Origin of the sequence: Kordia algicida OT-1, from assembly GCF_000154725.1 — a bacterium.
In the GTDB taxonomy this organism is placed as follows: Bacteria; Bacteroidota; Bacteroidia; order Flavobacteriales; family Flavobacteriaceae; genus Kordia; species Kordia algicida.
Window position 1 is genome coordinate 1,191,103 of record NZ_DS544873.1, and the last position, 20,401, is coordinate 1,211,503.

Consider the following 20,401-nt stretch of genomic DNA (forward strand, 5'->3'; position numbering starts at 1 on the left):
TATTTATTTTTGTGTAGGACAATCTTCTGTTTCACACATTGGACAAACTGTGTTGAATTCAGATTCGCCTCTGCGTGGTGCAAGTCCACCGTTGATTTCAAATTTAGAAATAGATACTTTCTTCAATTTTAAGGTTTTTAAATTTTGTTTTTTCATGGTTTAAAATTTTGAGTTAATTATTAAAAATAAGAAAGTGTTGCTTTTGTAAACTACGGGAATACCGTACTTGTATTTTTTTTAACATTTTATTATCATTAATTTTTACGGATAGGTTCAGGAAATAATGCTTCATACGTATTCAAAACTTTGAAAGCATTTTCGCAAATTCCTTGTGTTGGATGATTGTTTGTGGCATAATTCCAGCGCAAGCAAATAATATTTTTATAAATCATTTCAAAAGAAGTCTCCGTATTTACGTAATATTTGTAGTAAATATATAATGCCGCTATGGTTACAGAACGACTTCCACCATGCTTTGAATGAATGACTAAGTTTCCTTGCGCAAAGAAGTTTTTAACACCATTTGCTTTTTGTTTTGTTGGCGAAGGCGCGTTTAGTAATTGTTCTACTTCTTGAACAGCAGCGACCAAAGTCATCATGTCATTTTCATTTCCATCAACCAAACCGACTTTTCCAAGCTGATTTAAATAATAATGTTCATCATCAGCTAATTGAAATGGCAATGCAGCTCGTTTGTCCACTTGCGGATCTGAGAACGGAATTTGTAAATCGGATGCATTATTTTCTTCATCAGCCACATTTAAAACTCCCGCAATTTGATTGTCAATAATTGATTGTTCTGAGAGTAAAAAAGTAGCACCAACAAATATGAATTGCGTCTGTAATCCTTCTGGAACATTCGTTGCTGGTATTTGAAAAATACAAGTCATTGCTGTGTTTGAAAAATTTCCTATTGGAATAGGAAGTTGTGTTCCAAAGAAAACACCTGGGTCTACATTTTGTAATTCTTCACAGAAACTAAGCTTTACAGGATCTACAATGATGTCATTAGAATCGCCATACATCAATAATTGCGGAATTTGCGTTAATGAATAGGTTTTATCGCCATTATATGTAAGTTTCCAAACCAAATCAAAACAATCGCCTGGCCATTTTGACGTAGGAACATTTTGTGCTCCAAAAGCATTTGAAATAGCTTCAATATCTGTATGTTGCCACGCTATTACGATGGTAGAATCGGTATACTTGTCGTCACTAAAAATATGCGAAATCATTTCCTGATATTGATACTTTAAGAATGAGTCGTGCACTTTTTTGTTCAAACGTTCAGCCAAAGGTGTTACCGTTTCCCTTGGACGTTCACTGTGACTTTTATGTCCAACACCAGCCGCAAAAATATGATCGATACTACCAAATGCATCGGGTAAATAGTAGGCGAGTGCAGCAGCACGTTCGTAACCTTTGGTAGCTAAGTTTTCATTTTTTATATCTGCAGGTTTTTCTGCATGTCGTATAATTAAGATTTCTCTTGGATAACCCATGTAATTATTTTTTTCTAAAATTAGTAAATTATCTTAAAGTGAAGCTAGCGTAGTTTTACGTAATTTTTGGCCATTTTAGGAACTGATCTTTAGAAGATCATAATTTTTTAAAAATGTTTTTGAGAATTGGATGAAGTGATACCTTATATTTAAATTTGAAAACAATTGAGTTATAAGTCTAATTGAATTTTTTAAAAAATTAAACCATGAATACAGAAAAACGTAATCGTTTTAAACTTCTTGACTTGCCATCATTGCTTGTTGCTACTTCAAAATCTTGGTTTAATAGTGAACCTTTTGAGCGAAGTGCCGTGGTTGCTTATTATTCCATACTGTCACTACCAGCATTGATTGTCATTATTATAAATGTTGTTGGTTCTATTTGGGGAAAAGAACTTGTGCAAGGTGAATTGTTAGCACAAATAGCAAAGGCTTTGGGTAGCGAAACTGCGGAATCAATTCGTTTGATGATTGTTGATCGTGGGGAAACAACGACTTCAATTGTTGCAACTTCAATTGGTATTGGTACGTTGATATATGGTTCAACAGGAGTATTTTTTCAAGTTCAGAATGCATTGGATAAGATTTGGGATGCGCAACCAAGATTTAAAAACGGTTTGGTAGAAACTATTTTTTCACGATTAAAAAGTTTTGGTTTTATTCTCATAATCGGATTTTTACTTTTAATAAGCTTTGTGCTTACTTCTGCATTGAGTGCATTTAGCGAAAATTTGAAACAGTATATATCTCCAAGTTTAGTAGAATATGCTTTTGTTTTGGATATTTTTGTTTCACTACTAATGATATATGTTTTGTTTGCGGCAATGTTTAAAATTTTACCAAATGCATCCATTCCGTGGAAAGCAGTGCGTATTGGAGCTGCGTTGACTTCTTTATTATTTGTAGGAGGAAAATATTTACTCGCGCTTTATTTTAGTGAGTTGCAACCTGGTTCTACTTATGGTGCGGCTGGCGCAATAATATTGGTCATGCTGTGGGTTTCATATTCCAGTTTGATTTTATTTTTTGGAGCACATTTTACAAAAATTTATTCCGAAAAATATTTAAAGAAACAGCCCGAACAGGTTATAGCGTAATTAAAAGTATTCATAAGTAGTTAACAACAAAACTTATGCTTTTTTTCGCGCCATGCGTAAATTCAAGAATTCTACCATTAATGAAAAGGCAATTGCAAAATATAAATACCCTTTTGGAATTGCACCAACTTCTTGACCAAATACTTTTAAATGTGAAATATGTGCCGATTCTGCAATTAGCATAAATCCAATTAGAATTAAAAAGGACAATCCTAGAATTTGAATGGAAGGATTTTTGTTCACAAAACTTCCAACAGGATTCGCAAATAACATCATAATTATCACAGAAGCTACTACGGCAATAATCATTACTAATAAAGCGTCATTTGGATTATCTGAAATTCCGTTTGTCATTCCAATTGCTGTCAAAATAGAATCAAAAGAGAAAACAATATTTATCATCGTAATTTGCACAATTGCTTTTGTCAAGGTTGTAGCGCGCTGTTTTTTTACTTCGCGTTCGTCGTGCTCACGATCAACAACTTTTTCATGAATTTCCTTCGTACTTTTATACAAGAGAAAAATTCCACCAGCAAATAAAATTACGGCTTGCCAACTAATTCCTCCAGAAATCCAACTTTTATTTATATACCAAAATGGTGCTTTCATGGCGACCAAAAGTGAAATTCCAAATAGCAACACAATACGCATGACCATAGCAAGTATCAAACCAATATTAGTAGCTTTCTTTCTCAGATTATCAGGTAACTTTCCTGCGGCGATTGAAATAAAGATAATATTATCAATTCCTAAAACAATTTCTAATAATGTCAGCGTAATTATTGCTGCCCAAACATCTGGATTTGAAAAAATTTCTAACATATTACTTTATTTTTTTTACTGTGCCGCGTTTTTTGGTTGAAGGATCTTCGAGTAACGAATATTCTAATAAATAAGAATCTTCCGTGGTAGAAAGAATCTTCATTTGTATCGGTTTGCTATCAGAATAATCTTTTGGATGCAGTTTTCGTCCAATAAATTCACAATCATTTACCCAACGAATGGTAAACGTATCAATTTTATTTTCGTAATAATCAACGCTCAACGTATCTGTACGAACAGATTTCCCCGTTTTTGTTTCTCCATTTATTTCATATGTAAATTCAAAAGTTCCAACTTGAAAGTCTTTACAATTGCGTTCTACCTGATAACAAGAACTTAGTACTAAGGCGATACAAATACTAAAAATGAAATTTTTCACTAGAATGTGATTTTTGAGTAAATTCACTACAAAGAAACTAAAAATAACGATCGATTGAAAGCAAAAATTAATTTACTGTTGGTATGCTTCAAAAGTTCCATCAGTATAAAAAATAACAATCTTGTCAATGGTTTTTCCTTTTGATGAAACTTGTGTTGGAATAGTGGAAGTTACTTTTTCTTCCAAAGGCAATGATTGCTGATTGGTCGTCTGTGCAATTTTTGGTGTTGCGATTGGAGTTACAGCAGAAACATTTTCGGAAGCTGTCAATTTTGGAAAACTACCTTTTCCATTCAACAACCAATACACTTCTACCTCTGGAAAATTGTGTAAAATTTTCATGACAAACTCCAAACTCGGTTTGTTTCTTCCTGATAAAATATGTGAAATACTAGAACGCTGAACGCCTAATTTATCGGAGAAAGCTGAAGCAGATAAATCGTAATATTCTAGGATTTTTTTTAATCTTTTGGTAAAATCGGCTGTGTTTATCATTGTAAACAGGTGTTTTCAAATTGTAACGTTTACAAATGTAAATATAATGTTTCAAATCCGCAACAATAGTATGTTAAACAATAAATAATATCTATAAATTACTTTAAGTAACTAAATATAAAGTTCTGAAAATATGACCTTTATCATCTGATTCGTAACATGCTATTTGTAAATAAGGCAAACATGTATTTTAGATATCCGGCAGTATACTATACTGTTTACATTTGTACACAACGAAACAACAAATATCTGTTTACAATTGTAAAATATACATTGTTTACATTTGTAACCTATAATTAAAGAACTATGCAATCATCTCACGAATCTAATTGGCGCAAAACCTACAAGGAAGCAAACTTGTTTGATCGTTATATTACGCTTCATCATATTTCTTCCCTATTAGAAAAACAGCCGAAAAAATTCAATCTAAAACAAATAGGAACTTCCGTATTAAATCGTCCAATTCATTCCCTAACGATCGGAAATGGAGATAAAAAAATATTGATGTGGTCACAAATGCACGGAAATGAATCTACCACCACAAAAGCTATTTTTGATGTTTTAAACTTCTTAAAAGAAGCTTCAACAGCATCAGAAACAATTTTAAAGCATTGTACATTATGTATCATTCCAATGCTAAATCCTGATGGAGCGCAGGCGTACACGCGTGTAAATGCAAATGAAATTGATTTAAATCGTGATGCACAAACGCTTTCTCAGCCAGAAAGTGTGGTTTTAAAAACGATTTATGATGCATTTCAACCTGATTTTTGTTTTAATCTTCACGGGCAACGCACGATGTACAGTGCAGGAAATAAAGACAAATCTTCTATTATATCATTTTTGACGCCTTCTGAGGATGAAGAACGTTCTGTAACACCGAATCGTGAAAAAAGCATGGAAATCATTGTTAGAATGAACGAAATGCTGCAAAAACGCATTCCAAATCATGTTGGACGTTACGATGATGGTTTTAATATAAATTGTGTTGGTGATACATTTCAATCATTAGGAACGCCAACCGTTTTGTTTGAAGCTGGACACTTTCCTGACGATTACCAACGTGAAACTACGCGAGAGCTAATCTTTTACGCCATTATGGAAGCCATTCAATACATAGCTACAACTCACATTAAAGGAACGGCTACGGAAGCTTATTTTCAAATTCCAGAAAACGAAAAACAACACTACGACATCATTTTAAAGAATGTGCAAACTGACAAAAATGAAACGTTCGATATAGGTGTGATGTACAAAGAAGTTCTTAAAAACGGCAAAATTCACTTTGAACCGTATATTGAGGACAAAAAAATGTTAAAAAAATCCTTTGCTCACAAAATCATTGATTTTCAGGAGGCAACCTCTGAGAAGTATATATTTCAATCGTTTTCGTTGGAAAATGAGCTTGTTCAATATTTAAGAAAATTCAATAAAATTGACAATTAGTTAACATATCTAATGGTATTTTATGCATTATTATTCGGTTTTTTTTGTTTTTTTTGCATTATCTTTAAAAAATAATATAAGATAATCATGGCAAAATTTAGGTTAGATGAAGTGGATCATCAGATATTGGACATGCTGATTGAAAATACAAGAATTCCATTTACAGACATCGCAAAAAAATTATTAATCTCTGCAGGAACGGTTCATGTTCGTGTAAAAAAATTAGAAGAAGCTGGCATCATAAAAGGTTCTTCCTTAACACTAGACTATCAAAAATTAGGATACTCATTTATCGCTTACGTTGGTATTTTTTTAGAAAAAACCTCTCAAACAAAGTTTGTACTAAACAGAATTCACGAAATTCCATATATCACAGTTGCGCACATCACAACAGGGAAATTCAATATTTTCTGTAAAGTACGTGCTAAAAACACGAAACATGCTAAAGACATCATCTTTATGATTGATGATATTGAAGGCGTATCACGTACAGAAACAATGATTTCATTGGAAGAAAGTATCAACGATAAAAACCGCTTGATGCATTCAATCTTTAATGATTTGTAGAAAAAAAACGAAAATTATAGCATATAAACCCTTGCGCTTTTCGTGTGAGGGTTTTTTAGTGAAACTTAATTTATAGAAGTCTGAAAGACGCACTAGAAATGATTAGTTGAACTAATGCTGATGAAAATCAAGAATATTAACAAAACCATCTTTAAATACTAATTTCAATGTCTCGCAAACCCAAATTAGAACGTTTTCAAGAAAATGTATCTTCCAAATATCAAATCTACAACAGTATTTTTATGACATTACCCTTTGATGAAATCTCCAATACAGGTGTTTTATTGCCTTTATTTAGTGAGATTTGTGAAAAAGGATATGCACTCGATAAAAATCCATCAGAAATCGTTCATAAATTCTTTGAGCGTTACGTAGAAAAAGACAAAACTGAAACAGAAAAAATCAACTTGCTATTTCGTTTCATTCAGTACATAGAACGGCAAGTCGTATTGTTTGACGCGGTAGAAGATGCAGCTTTTCCTATTGTAAACAACATGGATGGACGTGGAACGTTGCGAAACATTAAGGAAGAAGCAGAAGAAAAACAGAAAATCGGCGCGCTTAAAACGTACTTAGAACGCTTTAAAATTCGTCCTGTACTCACGGCGCATCCAACGCAGTTTTATCCTGGACAGGTGTTAGGAATCATTACAGATTTAGCGGAAGCAATAGAAAAAGATGACTTACTAGCAATCAAAAAACTATTAGCACAACTTGGTAAAACGCCTTTTTTCAAAAAAGAAAAACCGACACCTTATGACGAAGCGGTAAGTTTAATTTGGTATTTAGAAAATGTATTTTATCACGCTGCAAGTAAAATATACAACTACATTCAGCAAAACATTTTTAAGGACGAAGAACTGAACAATCAGGTAATTGATTTAGGTTTTTGGCCTGGTGGCGATCGTGACGGAAATCCTTTTGTAACGACTGAAATCACGAAAAAAGTAGCAGAACGTTTGCGTAGTACAATTTTACTCAACTATCACCGCGACATTCGCAAACTAAAACGTAGGTTAACTTTTGATGGTGTCGAAAAGCGTTTGGCAAAATTAGAGCGCATGTTGTACGACAATGTATACTTGCGAAAAGAAGAAGGTATGTTGTCTTTGGCTGCGTTTGAAGCTGAATTAAAAGCGATAAAAGATATTGTTGTAAAAAAACATCAATCGTTATTTCGTGCGGAAATTGAAGATTTAATCAACAAAGTAAAACTATTCGGATATCACTTTGCAATGTTAGACATTCGTCAAGATTCAAGGGTGCATCAAGGTGTTTTTGAAAATATTGTTGAAACGATGAAAAATAGAGGAGAAGCTTTATTTTCAATAGATTACGTCAATTCATCAGAAGAAGAAAAAATTAAAGTATTAACACATATTGACAAAAAAGTTGAAGAAAAATACTTTGAAAATGAAATCACAAACGCTACCATTTCGTCAATTTATGCAATGAAAACAATTCAAGATCGTAATGGCGAACGTGGTGCAAATCGTTATATCATCAGTAATAATCAATCGGCTTTACATGTGATGGAAGCATTTACGATGTTGCGTTTGTGCGATTGGAAACAGCCTGATGTAGACGTTTCTCCATTATTTGAAACGGTTCCAGATTTGCAAGCGGCACAAGCTGTGATGAAAACTTTATATACCAACGAAGCGTATGCAGCACATTTAAAACGCAGAGGAAACAAACAGTACATTATGTTAGGCTTCTCTGATGGAACAAAAGATGGTGGGTATTTAATGGCAAATTGGAGTATTTTTAAAGCGAAAGAAGAACTAACCGCAATTTCTCGTGAATACGGAATCAAAGTCATCTTTTTTGATGGTCGTGGTGGACCGCCAGCGCGTGGAGGTGGAAAAACACATCAATTTTATGCATCATTAGGAAGTACGGTTGAAGATGAAGAAATTCAGTTAACGGTACAAGGACAAACAATCAGTTCCAATTTCGGAACTTTAGATTCTTGTCAGTATAACTTAGAGCAATTGTTGAGTTCAGGAATCTCAAATGAAATATTTTCAAGCACTGAAGCAGAATTTTCTGAAGAAGATAAGAAAACGATGGAAGCATTGGCTTCTGTGAGTTATGATACCTATGTGGCGTTTAAAAAACATCCGATGTTTTTACCGTATTTGGAGCGAATGAGTACGTTAAAATACTATGCAAAAACAAACATTGGAAGTCGTCCATCAAAGCGTTCAAAATCTAAAGAGTTCAATTTCTCAGACTTACGCGCCATTCCTTTTGTGGGAAGTTGGAGTCAATTGAAGCAAAACGTTCCAGGATTTTACGGAGTAGGAACGGCTTTGGAACATATGGAAAAAAGTGGGCAGTTTGAAGCAGTAGAAAAGCTATATCAAAATTCGTCTTTTTTCCGCACATTGCTTGAAAACAGTATGATGAGCTTAACGAAGTCATTCTTTAAGTTAACAGCGTACATGAAAGATAATGAAGAATTTGGTAGCTTTTGGACGATTATTTTTGAAGAATACGAACGAACCAAACGCATGTTGTTAAAGTTGACAGGTTACAACGAACTGATGGAAAATCAGCAAGAAGGAAAAGCATCTATTCATGCACGTGAAAAGATTGTTTTACCATTATTAACCATTCAACAATACGCATTACGTAAAATTCAGGAATTACAAAAAGATCCAAATGCAAGTGAAGAAGAATTGAAAACTTTTGAAAAAATGGTGACACGTTCGTTATTTGGAAACATTAATGCGAGTCGTAATTCGGCGTAGCTTCGACAGGCTCAGCTACCGCCTTAGAGTGTTAGATTTTTAGATGCGCTTCGTTTTTAGATCGCTTTGCTCTTAGATTGTTAGATTTCTTAGAAACGTCTTTGCGAGTGTTTTGATGAAAGCGTGTGGCAATCTATTTCTTGTGTACTAAAAACGTCACATCGAGTAATTTTTCAGAATAAAATGGAAATAAAATGTATTTCGACTTCGCTCAATAGAACTATTGAGATGTACTTTGAAAAATAACAATAGTAAGATTCAGAACTTTTTCTGTGTTTCATAGTGAGTTTTGAATCTTTTTATTTTTTAAAAATCCAAACTTCTAAACTCCGAAGGCGTCTGACCAGTTTTTTGCTTAAACAATCTCGAGAAATAAGAGTAATCTTCAAAACCGAGAAGGTTTGCGATTTCGTTAATAGATAATTCTGGAGTTAACAACAACCGTTTTGCTTCTAGAATAATTCTATCTGTAATAACAGTTGTCGCCGTTTTATCTAAAGTTTCTCTGCAAATACGATTCAAATGTTTTAAGGTAATATTTAATCTAGAAGCATAAAAGGAAGGTTTCTTTTCGTGTTTATAAAACTGTTCAAGGATTACTTCAAAGTTGCGTAAAATAGTATGATAACGCTTGATTTGTAACTGAGTAGGTGTGACGTAGTGACGTGATAGTTCAATATAAATTAGGTCTAAAATATTCAAAATAGCATGTTCTTTAAAAAGTGATTTAGAAGAATATTCCGTTAAAATCATCTCAAAAAAAGAAGAAACATTTGCTGTTTGTTGATGGTTCAAGCATAATTCTGGCGTATTGTAAGTTGAAAAGTAAAAAGGATAATCGTTGATTTGCTTGTGCTGAAAATGTACATTGTAAAACTCTTTTGAGTGAAATAAAATATAACCATCAATATCTTCTGATAAATTCCAATGATGCATTTGCCCAGGTTGTAATGCAAAAACGCTTCCCGCAGTAATATCAAACGTATTAAAATCGACTACATGTGTTCCTGTTCCTTTTGTAAAGATTACCAACAAATGAAAGTCGTGTCTGTGTGGTTTTTCTATAAACGGATGCGTACGCAAATGTTCTTTAAAACGATTGCAATACAAATGTTTGCTTGTTTCTTTTTCCTGAAACTGTGAAATATTATATACAGGCAATAATTTCATTCAATACAAAATGTCTTTTTTATGCTATAAAAGACGAAAATACAAACTTTATTCCAATCAACTGAATTTTAGCTTTGTATAAAATTTAGAAACGATGGGAAATTCAATACAAAACATCTGTAAGGGAACGTGTCCAAAATGTAATAAAGGGAAAATTTTTGAACAAAACGGATTGCTGTATAAGTTGAGAATGCCAAAAATGCACGTAAATTGTGAAGTCTGCGGATATAAGTTTGAAAAAGAGCCAGGATATTTTTATGGCGCAATGTATGTAAGTTACATGTTGACAGTTGGTGAAGCAATAATGCTGTATTTTATACTATCGTATGTTTTAAAGTTTGCAGATAATTTTCAAATCTTCTTGATAATTTCTGTAGCCATGATTGGATTGTCCTTTTTTAACATGCGGATTTCGAGAACTATTTGGATTCATTTGTTTACATCATGAATTTCTTACGACTAAGGTATCAGGTAAATTTTCAAGGATGATGAAATAATAGTATCTTCATCCCGAAAAACTAAAAAATCGTAAATCAAAAATCGTAAATCCCGACTCCCATGATTCCATTTCCAGAAACCAATGAGTACAATCCGTATTTCGATCAATACATTCAGCATTTAAAAGGAAAAGACGTTTTGGCTGCTTTAGCGGAAGGTTTAGAAGAAGTAAATATTTTGGTGGCTTCCTTAACCGAAGATCAACTAAAAAGCGCGTATGCAGAAGGAAAATGGACGATTAAAGAGGTTTTGCAGCACATCATGGATACCGAACGTATTTTTTGCAACCGAGCGTTGCGTTTTGCTCGAAATGACAAAACAAATTTGCCAGGTTTTGAACAAGACGATTACGTACCGTTTTCAGGAGCAAATGAACGGAATACAATGGAATTGTTGCAAGAATACAATGCAATTCGCCAAGGAACTATTACGTTATTCAAAAGTTTTACGGATGAAATGTTGGCTAGAGTAGGCGTAGCAAGCAACAATAAAATGTCTGTTCGTGCACTAGCGCATATTGCGGCAGGACACGAAAAGCATCATGTACATGTAATTAACGAACGCTATTTGTAAAATTACTCCTCTGAAAAATCATTCAGATTTTCGTCAGGTGTAATTTCTTCAAAATCATCCACAGCTACATTTGTCATCGTATAATGCAATTTACTGCTCACTTTGACTAAATAAATTGTGTCTTCCGTTTTAACTTCAACAGCTTCAATAGTGTTGTTGTGATGATCGTCAAATACAATGATGTCTCGATCTCTGTAACCGCCAGGATAACGCTCTTGCAAGAGTTGATAAATTTCTGGCGTCACTTTTTTAAAATCTATGATCGCTTTTCTCATAGGAATAATTTTTAAAAATTAATACTACGGTCATAGGTAATTAGAGGAAATCTCTGCCAATAATAACGTATTAAAAATACAACTATTTTTTTTGAAAAGAAAAAGTTACTGTCAGTTAACTGTATTTTTTATGTTAAGAATTGTAAAATTGAAAAGCTTCTAGAATTGTAGTATTTGGAACAATCTTATCTAAAACAGGTGCTCCAATGTCGCTTAAGAGTACAAAATTGATGTTTCCATGCGAATTCTTTTTATCGTATTTCATCAGGTCGATAATGGTTTCATAGTCAGCATTTTCAAACTCGACTTTGCCATACATGTCTATAATAACATGTTTAATCTCGTCTAATTTTTCACTTGAAAAACCTTCTTGTTTATTAGAAATATAGCTTGCTAACACCATTCCAATCGCAATGGCTTCTCCATGAAGTAAGGTTTCTTTGGTTTCGTGCGTTAAAAAATACGATTCAATAGCGTGACCAAGTGTATGTCCAAAATTCAATATTTTTCGAAGCCCGTTTTCTTTTGGATCTTCTGTGACAACATTATTTTTTATTACAACGGATTCATAAATTAAACCATCTAAATCTTCTAGTGTAAAATTTGACAAATCGATCATTTTTTTCCAGTAGGCTTCATCATAAATCAATCCGTGTTTTAGCATTTCCGCCAAACCGCTTCGCATTTCGTTTGCAGGCAATGTAGCTAGGAAAGAAGTATCAATCAAAACCATTTCGGGTGTGTTAATCACTCCAATTTGGTTTTTTAAAGTGCCTAAATCTACTCCGGTTTTCCCTCCAACAGAAGCATCAACCATTGATAATAATGTGGTAGGAACATTGATATAGGAAATTCCTCTTTTAAAAGTAGAAGCAACAAAACCGCCTAAATCTGTAACAACTCCGCCACCAACATTAATCATCAAACTTTTACGATCTGCGTCCAATTCTGAAAGTACATTCCAAACGCCTGTACATGTTTCAATATTCTTGTTAATCTCTCCCGCAGGAATTTCAATCACTTCTACAGGAATATCCGTCTGTAAATTCGCCATAAAATTTGGCAAGCAATGTACATGCGTATTTGTATCAACCAAGACAAAAATCTTAGAATAATTCGTCTTATTAAGATGTTCAAAAAGGCTTGTGTAACAATTGGTATTGAAATGAACGAAATAATTCGCCGCTTGGATGGAGTTCATAATCTAAAAAAAACTATTAATAGCAACAAAATAAAGCCTTTTTTAAACAAAAAAATAATAATTCAATAACTATATTTGTGAAAGTAATTATTTCTAAATGGAACCAATTTTTGACAACACAGAGAATGCTTTTGCTTTAAAAACAGATTCTCAGCTTGAAAGAGCTTACTTTTTATTCAAATTAATCGCCAACCAACCTTTAGTCCGTATAGGAACTGCCGTTACCAACTTTGCTATCAAAGCACATTTGCCTGTAGAAAGCTTAATTAGAGCAACCGTTTTCGATCATTTTTGTGGAGGAACTACCGAAGAAGAATGCATTCCTGTAGTAGATAAAATGTTTGAAAAAGGTGTTTGTAGCGTACTTGATTATTCTGTAGAAGGAAAAGAAGAAGAAGCGCAATTTGATGCAACACTTGAAAAAATACTGAAGATTTTAAATTTTGTCAAAGAAAAACAGGCGATTCCGTTTGCAGTTTTTAAACCTACAGGTTTTGGTAGAATTGATTTGTATGAAAAAGTCGGAAAAAATGAAACACTTACCGATGATGAACAAGCCGAATGGAGTAGAGTAAAAGACCGTTTTGATGTCGTTTGTAAAAAAGCACATGAAATGGATGTTGCACTTCTCATTGATGGTGAAGAAAGCTGGATGCAAGATGCCGCAGATGCTATTGTTGCTGATATGATGCGTACATATAATAAAGAAAAAGCCATTGTATATAATACGTTGCAAATGTACCGTTGGGATCGAATGGATTACCTGAAACAACTTCACATGGACGCTAGAGCACAGGGTTTTCATATTGGAATGAAACTCGTACGTGGCGCGTATATGGAAAAAGAAAACAATAGAGCAGAAGCGCAAGGATATACTTCTCCTATATGTGTTTCTAAGCAAGCTACAGACGAAAATTTTGACGCTGGAGTTTCATACATGCTCGATCATTTAGATTGTATGGCAATTTTCGCGGGAACGCATAACGAAGAAAGTTCGTACAAAGTAGCTGCCATTATGAAAGAAAAGCAAATTGCTACAAATGATGCACGTGTTTGGTTTGGACAATTGTACGGCATGAGCGATCATATCAGTTTTAATTTGGCAAAAGCTGGATATAATGTAGCAAAATACTTGCCTTTTGGTCCTGTAAGAGACGTTATGCCTTATTTGATAAGACGTGCAGAAGAAAATACTTCTGTGGCGGGACAAACCTCTCGGGAATTAAGTTTATTAAAACAAGAAAAGAAAAGAAGAAAACTGTAGTAGAAAAAAATAATTAAAATTTTATTTTTAATCGATTCTATTGATTGTCTGAATAATCGCTGTGCTATCGCAATTATATACTGTCAACTCGATTTCTTTGTTGCGAAGCATTCCTTCAATAATATATAACTTACAAGAATCTACTTTTGTTTTACTTCTTGAAAAATCTACATCTCCATATTGAAGAATGTTTGAAATTTCGGCGGTGTCAATTTCTTTATTATCAATCAATTGACGTATTTGAGGAGAAAACATACGGTTCTTAATTCGGATATTCTTTAAGGTACGCGCATTCGGTAAATAATCAAATTCACATTGTACGCCACGACCACGAATTAAGAAGGCAAAAATGACCAATCCGATGGCAACGCCACCTAAATAAAATCCAATACGTCTTAAAAGACCACTATTCATGCTAAAAAACTAATAAATTAATATCTCTATATGGTAGATCGAACCAATCTGCTACAGATTTATTGGTTAAAACTCCGTGGTAAAAGTACAACCCATTTTTCAATCCTTTGTCAAAACGCAGCGAATTTTCTAATCCGCCATCATCTGCAATTTTTAAAAGATATGGCGTGAAAATATTACTAATTGATACTGAAGCAGTTCTGGAATATCTTGCGGGAATATTTGGCACACAATAATGAATCACGCCGTGTTTTGTAAACGTCGGTTTGTCATGTGATGTGATTTCGCTTGTTTCAATACAGCCGCCCATATCAATACTGACATCTATAATTACAGCACCTTTTTTCATGTGTTCTACCATCGTTTCTGTGACTAAAATTGGCGAGCGGTTCTTCCCTCGTACGGCGCCAATCAACACGTCACAGCGTTTTAAAGCTTTCAATAGATTTTTTGGTTGAATTGTGGAAGTATAAATTGGTCTTCCCAAATTGGTTTGTATGCAACGAAGTTTCGTGATGGAATTATCAAAAACTTTGATATTTGCACCAAGTCCTAACGCAGAACGTGCGGCAAATTCTCCAACAGTTCCTGCACCAATAATCACAACTTCCGCAGGCGGAACTCCACTGATATTTCCAAGCATTAATCCGTTACCTTCATTGACATTTGCCATAATTTCGGAAGCGATTAATACGGAAGAAGTTCCTGCAATTTCACTCAGTGATCGTACTGCAGGATACGTTCCATCGTCATCTTTAATATATTCAAAAGCTAATGCGGTAACACGTTTGCTGGCTAAAATTTCAAAATATTTTTTGGAACGTGTTTTTATCTGTAATGCAGAAATTAAAATTGTTTGCGGATTTAATAACTGTAATTCGTCTAAGGTTGGTGGTTCTACTTTAAGAATAATAGGGCAGGAGAATACTTTTTGAGTGTCGTTTGTAATTTCTGCACCAGCTTCGGTATATTCTTTATTTGAAAAATTAGCTTCTTTTCCGGCACAACTTTCTATCAATACGCGATGTCCATGTGCAACAATGGCGGCTACAGCATCTGGAGTTAGGCAAACACGTTTCTCTTGATAAGAGGTTTCTTTAGGAATTCCGATAAATAATTCTTTCTTACTTTTTAAAATTTCCAGTGTTTCTTCTTGCGGAAGTAATTGTTGTTTGGTAAAAGGTGATAAAGATTCTGCCATGAAGCATTTCGATTGGTTAAAACATGAAGTTACAAATAAAAATGAAGTAAAAAAATACTATTTATTTTCTTCTAGCATTTCTTTTTCTTTTCGTTCGTATTCAGCGAGTTCGGCATCTATTTTTTGAAGATCGATATTGTACACGTATTTATCAAATAGTTTTAGTCTAATCAAATAAACAATTGGTACTATAATCATCATTACTGGAAGAATGTAATAAATTGCTTTAGTATCAACTAATGTATCTTCAATTACTGCACTAATTAATTGAAAGATATACATAGCAATCGGAATTAAAATTACATGATACCACCAGTCTCTACAGGTGAAAAACCACAATGTCAAAAGAATTAGAGGAACGATTTTACCCAAATAGACCCACATAGCTGTACTTACATCTTCATAGTAATTACTTCTCAATGTAAAAAACGAAGTTTCCCAAGTTGGTGATTCTGGGAAACCTTCGTATAAATAAAATATATATGGTGATATAGCAATAATTATTGCTACTATGCTACTAAAAAAAAGTTTTTTACCCGTTAGACGGGATTTTGATTTTGTCTCTTTTTTGACTTTGTTCTGTTTCGTATGGATTGTCTTCATCAGCAATACTGTCTGGGTTACAAGATACAAATAATATTGTTGAAAAAGCGGCTAGTAAGTAAAAGTAAAATTTAGTTTTCATCTGAATAATTAGGTATTTAGTTTAACGATGAAGCAAACTTATGTAATAACCAACTAATTATCAGAAAATTAGGTATATAAATTTTCTACGTACTTTTGCTAGTTTTGGGTATAACTAACAAAAGTCGTAGAATTTGGTATTTTATGTATTTTTTACGTAAGTATTTTCGCGAATATACGTAATTAATTAAACTTCTATTTTGTTTTCAGCTTCTTTTTCCTTTCGCTCGTATTCATCGAGTTCAGCTTCTATTTTCTTTAAATCGATGCCTAATACAAGTTTATCAAATAGTTTTAATCTTATTAAATAAACTATTGGTGTTAATATCAGCATCACAATCAATACCCAAAATATTTCATTCTCATCAATAAATTTAGCCTCTTTATTTAATGAACTAAATAATTGAAAAGCATACATAGTTATGGGGATTAATATTATATGATACCACCAGTGTTTACATGTTATGAACCAAAACATTAATAAATAAAGCGGAACAAATTTACTTACATATATCCATACTGCAATAAATGTATTTGAAAACCCATTTTTGGTAATGATAAAAAAACCAGTATCCCAAGTATCTTCAGTTGGAACTATGAGATACAAATATGCTATAAATGGAGATATTGCAATAAAAAAAATTACTATACTATGTAGAATTAATTTTTTTCTAGCTAACGTCTGTTGTTTTAATTTTTGATTTATCAACTCCTTGTTCTGTTTCGTATGGGTTGTCTTCATCAGCAATGCTATCTGGATTACAAGATACAAATAAAATTGATGATACGGCTGCTAATAGGTAAAGGTAGAATTTAGTCTTCATTTTAATTTAGATTATTTAGTTTAACGATGAGTCAAACTTATTGAATAACCAACTATTACCTTTAAAAAAAGCATAATATATTTTCTACGTATTTTTGTCAGTTTTGCCTAAAATGAACCAAATACGTAGAAAATAGTATATTATTTTATTTCAATGAACTTATTATTCTTGTGTTGTTAAATTTTGTTGTTCTTTTTCTTTACGTTCATATTCTTCTAATTCTGCATCTATCTTTTTTAAATCTATTCCATGTACCAATTTGTCCATGAGTTTTATTCTAATTAAATAGACAAAAGGAATGATAATCATCATCACAGGGATTAACCAATATATCTCCACAACGTCAAGAATACTTGATTTGTCATTTATAGCCGTAAATAATTGAAATCCAAACATAAACATTGGGATTAAAATTACGTGATACCACCATTTACTGCAGGTAAAAAACCAAATTATCATTAATAATAACGGAATTGCCTTGTTTAAAGATATCCAAACTAATATTTGTACATCATCATATTCTCGCTTATCAATTGAAAAAAAAGGAGTATTCCATTCTTCTGTTTGAGGAACATATTCATACAATTGAAATAAATATGGCGTTATAGCTATTATAACAACTATTATTGTATTGAAAATGATACTTTTTCTATACGATGCTTTATGAGTTAACTTGCCCTGGTATTTTAACTTTCCTCTTGTCGATTCCTTGTTCTGTTTGGTATGGGTTATCTTCGTCTGCAATGCTATCTGGGTTACAAGACACAAATGTTACTGATGCAAATACAACTGCTGCGAATAAATAATTTCTTAATTTCATTTTGTTTTAGGTTTTAGTTTTACGATGATGCAAACTTATCCATTTAAACAAATGATTTTTAGGAAATTACCATATTTTATTTTCTACGTATTTTTATCAATTTTTCTCTTTTTATGTATCTATAAGAATTTTCATTCAAGATACAGCAAAAGTCAGTTATTTGTCAGTCTTTTAGGTTTATTTTTAGGTTATAGTTCTTCGTTTTCGGTAAAGTGCTCAATTTTTTAGGTGAATTGAACGCAAGTGTTCATTGATTTTTGTAATATTCACTTGTGTGATTTCATCTGGAAGCAAATTTTCTATCTTTTCTGGCCACTCAATGAAGCACCAAGCGTCACTGTATAAGTAATCTTCAATACCAATATCATAAGCTTCTACTTCATCTTCCATTCGGTAACAGTCAAAGTGATACAAAATATGACTTGGTGTGTGATATTCGTTTACGATAGAAAATGTCGGACTGTTAGTAAGTTCATTTACACCTAATTGCTTTGCCAATACTTTAATGAGTGTCGTTTTTCCAACGCCCATTTCTCCATGAAACGCAATTATTTTATGTTTGGATGCTGCCAAAATAGCTTTCGCAATTTCATCAATCTGCGAAAGAGTATATTCTTTTTTCACTCGTATTTTCTTTTAAAGCTTTCTTCAAATTTAGTGAAAAAACTTCAAACACCTATAAAATCACTTGTTGAGCGATGTGTATTCTCTTTGTATTATGTTAAAAAAAAGCATGTAGGAGTATAGACTCCACACGCTTCAATAGAGATTTTTTAAGTTGTATTTTTTAGAATATAATTTTTATCTAGGCGATAATACCGCAAACGGAATAATCATTTCTTCCAAAGAAACGCCACCATGTTGGTAGGTATTTCTGTAATAACTTACATAATGATTGTAATTATTTGGATATGCGAAGAACAAATCAGTCTTTGCAAATATGAAAGAACTACTCATATTAATCGAAGGTAAATGAATCGTTTTCGGATCTTTTGCCGCCAATACATCTTTCTGCTCGTATGTTAAGCTTCTTCCTGTTTTGTAACGTAAATTCAAGCTAGTATTTTTGTCTCCAACTACTTTTGAAGGATGTTTTACATTAATAGTTCCGTGGTCGGTAGTAATAATCAACTTAAATCCTAAACGTTGCGACTGCTGAATGATATCTAACAACGGAGAATTTTTAAACCAACTCTGTGTCAACGAACGATACGCTTTATCATTGGAAGCCAGCTCTTTTACAACTTCCATTTCGGTTTTGGCGTGTGAGAGCATATCTACAAAGTTATATACAACAACCGTTAAATCATTATCTTTTTGAGATTTAAAGTTGTCTGCGAGCTTTCTACCGCCTTTTAAACTGGTAATTTTATGATATTCATGTTTAATGTTCAATCCTAAACGCTTTAATTGAGCTTTTAAGAAATCATCTTCGTGCAAATTTTTCCCGCCATCATCCGTATCATTTTTCCAATATTCAGGATGTAATTTTTCCATATCAGAAGGCATCAAGCCTGAAAATATAGCATTTCTTGCATATTGAGTTGCTGTTGGTAAAATACTAACAAACGGAATTTCTTTTTCTTTCTTATAATGTGTATTTACAATAGGTTCAAACGCTTTCCACTGATCGTAACGTAAATTATCAATCACAACTAATAAAGTCGGTTGCGCTTTGCTAATTTCAGGAACTACCAATTCTCTAAATAATGTATGTGACATAATTGGCGCTTCTTCATTGCCAAACCAATCAGGATAATTTTTATCAATAAATTTTCCAAATTGCACATTGGCTTCATGCTTTTGCGATTCCAAAATTTCAAACATGCCACTGTCTTCAATATCTTCCAATTGCAATTCCCAATAAATCAATTTTTGATACAACTCAATCCATTCTTCAATAGAATTTACCATTGCCATATCCATTGCAATCTTTCGGAACTCTTGTTGATAATTAGAAGTCGTTTTCTCAGAAATTAGTCGCGAATGATCTAAATTCTTCTTCAAACTCAACAAAATCTGATTCGGATTCACAGGTTTTATCAAATAATCGGCAATCTTAGAGCCAATCGCTTCTTCCATAATATATTCTTCCTCACTTTTGGTAATCATTACTACAGGAAGGTTGTTTTGTTTCTCTTTTAATTCTGCCAACGTTTCAATTCCAGTCAATCCAGGCATGTTTTCGTCTAACAAAACAATATCAAAACGAGTTGAATCAATCAATTCAATCGCTTCTGTTCCGCTCGTGCAGGTAGTAACGTCGTAATTTTTTTTCTGTAAAAAGAGGATATGTGGCTTTAATAAATCAATTTCATCATCAACCCAAAGAATCTTGAATGCACTCATGTATGTCTTTATTTAGTAAATTATTAGCAATGCTTGTTATTATGTACTTATATTTGTGCTTACT

The 20,401-nt window shown here is 32.9% G+C and carries 23 protein-coding genes; 7 read left to right on the forward strand and 16 right to left on the reverse strand.

Annotation, left to right across the window (positions count from 1 at the left end; translation table 11 throughout):
- Window positions 1-3 precede the first annotated feature (3 nt).
- Both KAOT1_RS22745 and KAOT1_RS21850 read right to left on the reverse strand, forming a co-directional pair.
- Window positions 4-156, reverse strand: coding sequence for a hypothetical protein (locus KAOT1_RS22745; protein WP_007093637.1), 153 nt, complete (start codon window positions 154-156; stop codon window positions 4-6).
- Window positions 157-254: 98 nt separating this feature from the next.
- Complete coding sequence (locus tag KAOT1_RS21850; protein WP_007093638.1) at window positions 255-1,502, reverse strand: hypothetical protein; 1,248 nt, start codon at window positions 1,500-1,502, stop codon at window positions 255-257.
- Between the two features lie 206 nt (window positions 1,503-1,708).
- Between KAOT1_RS21850 and KAOT1_RS05020 the strand changes: the two genes are divergently transcribed.
- Entirely contained in the window at window positions 1,709-2,599 is an 891-nt protein-coding gene (locus tag KAOT1_RS05020) for a YihY/virulence factor BrkB family protein (RefSeq protein WP_007093639.1), read from the forward strand.
- A gap of 33 nt (window positions 2,600-2,632) precedes the next feature.
- On the opposite strand, the gene KAOT1_RS05025 is transcribed toward KAOT1_RS05020, so the two are convergent.
- The 3 genes from KAOT1_RS05025 to KAOT1_RS05035 all read right to left on the reverse strand — a co-directional run bounded on the left by KAOT1_RS05025 (window position 2,633) and on the right by KAOT1_RS05035 (window position 4,295).
- The gene (locus KAOT1_RS05025; RefSeq protein ID WP_007093640.1) at window positions 2,633-3,421 is read right to left on the reverse strand and encodes a TerC family protein; all 789 of its coding nucleotides are present in this window, start codon (window positions 3,419-3,421) and stop codon (window positions 2,633-2,635) included.
- A 1-nt stretch (window position 3,422) separates the two neighbouring features.
- Window positions 3,423-3,800, reverse strand: coding sequence for a hypothetical protein (locus KAOT1_RS05030; RefSeq protein ID WP_007093641.1), 378 nt, complete (start codon window positions 3,798-3,800; stop codon window positions 3,423-3,425).
- A gap of 72 nt (window positions 3,801-3,872) precedes the next feature.
- A complete protein-coding gene (locus KAOT1_RS05035; protein WP_007093642.1) occupies window positions 3,873-4,295 on the reverse strand; it encodes a helix-turn-helix domain-containing protein in 423 nt (140 codons plus the stop codon).
- A gap of 306 nt (window positions 4,296-4,601) precedes the next feature.
- Between KAOT1_RS05035 and KAOT1_RS05040 the strand changes: the two genes are divergently transcribed.
- From KAOT1_RS05040 to KAOT1_RS05050, 3 genes are all read left to right on the forward strand, one after another.
- Window positions 4,602-5,741 carry a M14 family metallopeptidase gene (locus KAOT1_RS05040; RefSeq protein WP_007093643.1) on the forward strand — a complete coding sequence of 380 codons (1,140 nt, stop codon included), beginning with the start codon at window positions 4,602-4,604 and terminating at the stop codon, window positions 5,739-5,741.
- Window positions 5,742-5,828: 87 nt separating this feature from the next.
- Complete coding sequence (locus KAOT1_RS05045; RefSeq protein WP_007093644.1) at window positions 5,829-6,308, forward strand: Lrp/AsnC family transcriptional regulator; 480 nt, start codon at window positions 5,829-5,831, stop codon at window positions 6,306-6,308.
- Window positions 6,309-6,475: 167 nt separating this feature from the next.
- Window positions 6,476-9,064 carry a phosphoenolpyruvate carboxylase gene (locus tag KAOT1_RS05050; protein ID WP_007093645.1) on the forward strand — a complete coding sequence of 863 codons (2,589 nt, stop codon included), beginning with the start codon at window positions 6,476-6,478 and terminating at the stop codon, window positions 9,062-9,064.
- 306 nt (window positions 9,065-9,370) lie between these two features.
- On the opposite strand, the gene KAOT1_RS05055 is transcribed toward KAOT1_RS05050, so the two are convergent.
- Window positions 9,371-10,234 (reverse strand): AraC family transcriptional regulator, encoded by an 864-nt coding sequence (locus KAOT1_RS05055; RefSeq protein WP_007093646.1) that lies wholly within the window; start codon window positions 10,232-10,234, stop codon window positions 9,371-9,373.
- Window positions 10,235-10,328: 94 nt separating this feature from the next.
- Here KAOT1_RS05055 and KAOT1_RS05060 point away from each other — a divergent pair, with 94 nt between their 5' ends.
- Together KAOT1_RS05060 and KAOT1_RS05065 are read left to right on the forward strand one after the other, a co-directional pair.
- Entirely contained in the window at window positions 10,329-10,682 is a 354-nt protein-coding gene (locus KAOT1_RS05060) for a DUF983 domain-containing protein (RefSeq protein WP_007093647.1), read from the forward strand.
- A gap of 110 nt (window positions 10,683-10,792) precedes the next feature.
- On the forward strand, window positions 10,793-11,305 hold the full coding sequence (locus KAOT1_RS05065; protein ID WP_007093648.1) for a DinB family protein: 513 nt from the start codon (window positions 10,793-10,795) through the stop codon (window positions 11,303-11,305).
- Between the two features lie 2 nt (window positions 11,306-11,307).
- On the opposite strand, the gene KAOT1_RS05070 is transcribed toward KAOT1_RS05065, so the two are convergent.
- Both KAOT1_RS05070 and aroB read right to left on the reverse strand, forming a co-directional pair.
- Window positions 11,308-11,580 carry a hypothetical protein gene (locus KAOT1_RS05070; RefSeq protein WP_007093649.1) on the reverse strand — a complete coding sequence of 91 codons (273 nt, stop codon included), beginning with the start codon at window positions 11,578-11,580 and terminating at the stop codon, window positions 11,308-11,310.
- Window positions 11,581-11,713: 133 nt separating this feature from the next.
- Window positions 11,714-12,781, reverse strand: a complete 1,068-nt coding sequence (gene aroB, locus KAOT1_RS05075) for a 3-dehydroquinate synthase (protein ID WP_040559337.1) — start codon at window positions 12,779-12,781, stop codon at window positions 11,714-11,716.
- Window positions 12,782-12,878: 97 nt separating this feature from the next.
- Here aroB and KAOT1_RS05080 point away from each other — a divergent pair, with 97 nt between their 5' ends.
- A complete protein-coding gene (locus KAOT1_RS05080) occupies window positions 12,879-14,045 on the forward strand; it encodes a proline dehydrogenase family protein (RefSeq protein ID WP_007093652.1) in 1,167 nt (388 codons plus the stop codon).
- A 27-nt stretch (window positions 14,046-14,072) separates the two neighbouring features.
- On the opposite strand, the gene KAOT1_RS05085 is transcribed toward KAOT1_RS05080, so the two are convergent.
- The 8 genes from KAOT1_RS05085 to porX form a co-directional block, all read right to left on the reverse strand.
- A complete protein-coding gene (locus KAOT1_RS05085; protein ID WP_007093653.1) occupies window positions 14,073-14,459 on the reverse strand; it encodes a DUF4258 domain-containing protein in 387 nt (128 codons plus the stop codon).
- 1 nt (window position 14,460) lies between these two features.
- The gene (locus tag KAOT1_RS05090; protein ID WP_007093654.1) at window positions 14,461-15,660 is read right to left on the reverse strand and encodes an alanine dehydrogenase; all 1,200 of its coding nucleotides are present in this window, start codon (window positions 15,658-15,660) and stop codon (window positions 14,461-14,463) included.
- 57 nt (window positions 15,661-15,717) lie between these two features.
- The gene (locus tag KAOT1_RS05095) at window positions 15,718-16,080 is read right to left on the reverse strand and encodes a hypothetical protein (RefSeq protein WP_238528687.1); all 363 of its coding nucleotides are present in this window, start codon (window positions 16,078-16,080) and stop codon (window positions 15,718-15,720) included.
- Window positions 16,081-16,192: 112 nt separating this feature from the next.
- Complete coding sequence (locus tag KAOT1_RS23520) at window positions 16,193-16,345, reverse strand: hypothetical protein (protein ID WP_238528688.1); 153 nt, start codon at window positions 16,343-16,345, stop codon at window positions 16,193-16,195.
- Window positions 16,346-16,531: 186 nt separating this feature from the next.
- On the reverse strand, window positions 16,532-17,086 hold the full coding sequence (locus KAOT1_RS05100; RefSeq protein ID WP_007093657.1) for a hypothetical protein: 555 nt from the start codon (window positions 17,084-17,086) through the stop codon (window positions 16,532-16,534).
- 244 nt (window positions 17,087-17,330) lie between these two features.
- Complete coding sequence (locus KAOT1_RS05105) at window positions 17,331-17,912, reverse strand: hypothetical protein (RefSeq protein WP_238528689.1); 582 nt, start codon at window positions 17,910-17,912, stop codon at window positions 17,331-17,333.
- Between the two features lie 292 nt (window positions 17,913-18,204).
- The gene (tsaE, locus tag KAOT1_RS05110) at window positions 18,205-18,612 is read right to left on the reverse strand and encodes a tRNA (adenosine(37)-N6)-threonylcarbamoyltransferase complex ATPase subunit type 1 TsaE (protein ID WP_007093659.1); all 408 of its coding nucleotides are present in this window, start codon (window positions 18,610-18,612) and stop codon (window positions 18,205-18,207) included.
- A gap of 177 nt (window positions 18,613-18,789) precedes the next feature.
- Window positions 18,790-20,337, reverse strand: coding sequence for a T9SS response regulator signal transducer PorX (gene porX, locus KAOT1_RS05115; protein WP_007093660.1), 1,548 nt, complete (start codon window positions 20,335-20,337; stop codon window positions 18,790-18,792).
- Window positions 20,338-20,401: the final 64 nt, after the last annotated feature.

Bases quoted from the DNA above. Each gene is read 5' to 3' on its own strand.
- KAOT1_RS22745 (WP_007093637.1), bottom strand. From the start codon at position 156: ATGAAAAAACAAAATTTAAAAACCTTAAAATTGAAGAAAGTATCTATT.
- KAOT1_RS21850 (WP_007093638.1), bottom strand. From the start codon at position 1,502: ATGGGTTATCCAAGAGAAATCTTAATTATACGACATGCAGAAAAACCT.
- KAOT1_RS05020 (WP_007093639.1), top strand. From the start codon at position 1,709: ATGAATACAGAAAAACGTAATCGTTTTAAACTTCTTGACTTGCCATCA.
- KAOT1_RS05025 (WP_007093640.1), bottom strand. From the start codon at position 3,421: ATGTTAGAAATTTTTTCAAATCCAGATGTTTGGGCAGCAATAATTACG.
- KAOT1_RS05035 (WP_007093642.1), bottom strand. From the start codon at position 4,295: ATGATAAACACAGCCGATTTTACCAAAAGATTAAAAAAAATCCTAGAA.
- KAOT1_RS05040 (WP_007093643.1), top strand. From the start codon at position 4,602: ATGCAATCATCTCACGAATCTAATTGGCGCAAAACCTACAAGGAAGCA.
- KAOT1_RS05045 (WP_007093644.1), top strand. From the start codon at position 5,829: ATGGCAAAATTTAGGTTAGATGAAGTGGATCATCAGATATTGGACATG.
- KAOT1_RS05050 (WP_007093645.1), top strand. From the start codon at position 6,476: ATGTCTCGCAAACCCAAATTAGAACGTTTTCAAGAAAATGTATCTTCC.
- KAOT1_RS05055 (WP_007093646.1), bottom strand. From the start codon at position 10,234: ATGAAATTATTGCCTGTATATAATATTTCACAGTTTCAGGAAAAAGAA.
- KAOT1_RS05060 (WP_007093647.1), top strand. From the start codon at position 10,329: ATGGGAAATTCAATACAAAACATCTGTAAGGGAACGTGTCCAAAATGT.
- KAOT1_RS05065 (WP_007093648.1), top strand. From the start codon at position 10,793: ATGATTCCATTTCCAGAAACCAATGAGTACAATCCGTATTTCGATCAA.
- KAOT1_RS05070 (WP_007093649.1), bottom strand. From the start codon at position 11,580: ATGAGAAAAGCGATCATAGATTTTAAAAAAGTGACGCCAGAAATTTAT.
- aroB (WP_040559337.1), bottom strand. From the start codon at position 12,781: ATGAACTCCATCCAAGCGGCGAATTATTTCGTTCATTTCAATACCAAT.
- KAOT1_RS05080 (WP_007093652.1), top strand. From the start codon at position 12,879: ATGGAACCAATTTTTGACAACACAGAGAATGCTTTTGCTTTAAAAACA.
- KAOT1_RS05085 (WP_007093653.1), bottom strand. From the start codon at position 14,459: ATGAATAGTGGTCTTTTAAGACGTATTGGATTTTATTTAGGTGGCGTT.
- KAOT1_RS05090 (WP_007093654.1), bottom strand. From the start codon at position 15,660: ATGGCAGAATCTTTATCACCTTTTACCAAACAACAATTACTTCCGCAA.
- KAOT1_RS23520 (WP_238528688.1), bottom strand. From the start codon at position 16,345: ATGAAAACTAAATTTTACTTTTACTTACTAGCCGCTTTTTCAACAATA.
- KAOT1_RS05100 (WP_007093657.1), bottom strand. From the start codon at position 17,086: ATGAAGACAACCCATACGAAACAGAACAAGGAGTTGATAAATCAAAAA.
- porX (WP_007093660.1), bottom strand. From the start codon at position 20,337: ATGAGTGCATTCAAGATTCTTTGGGTTGATGATGAAATTGATTTATTA.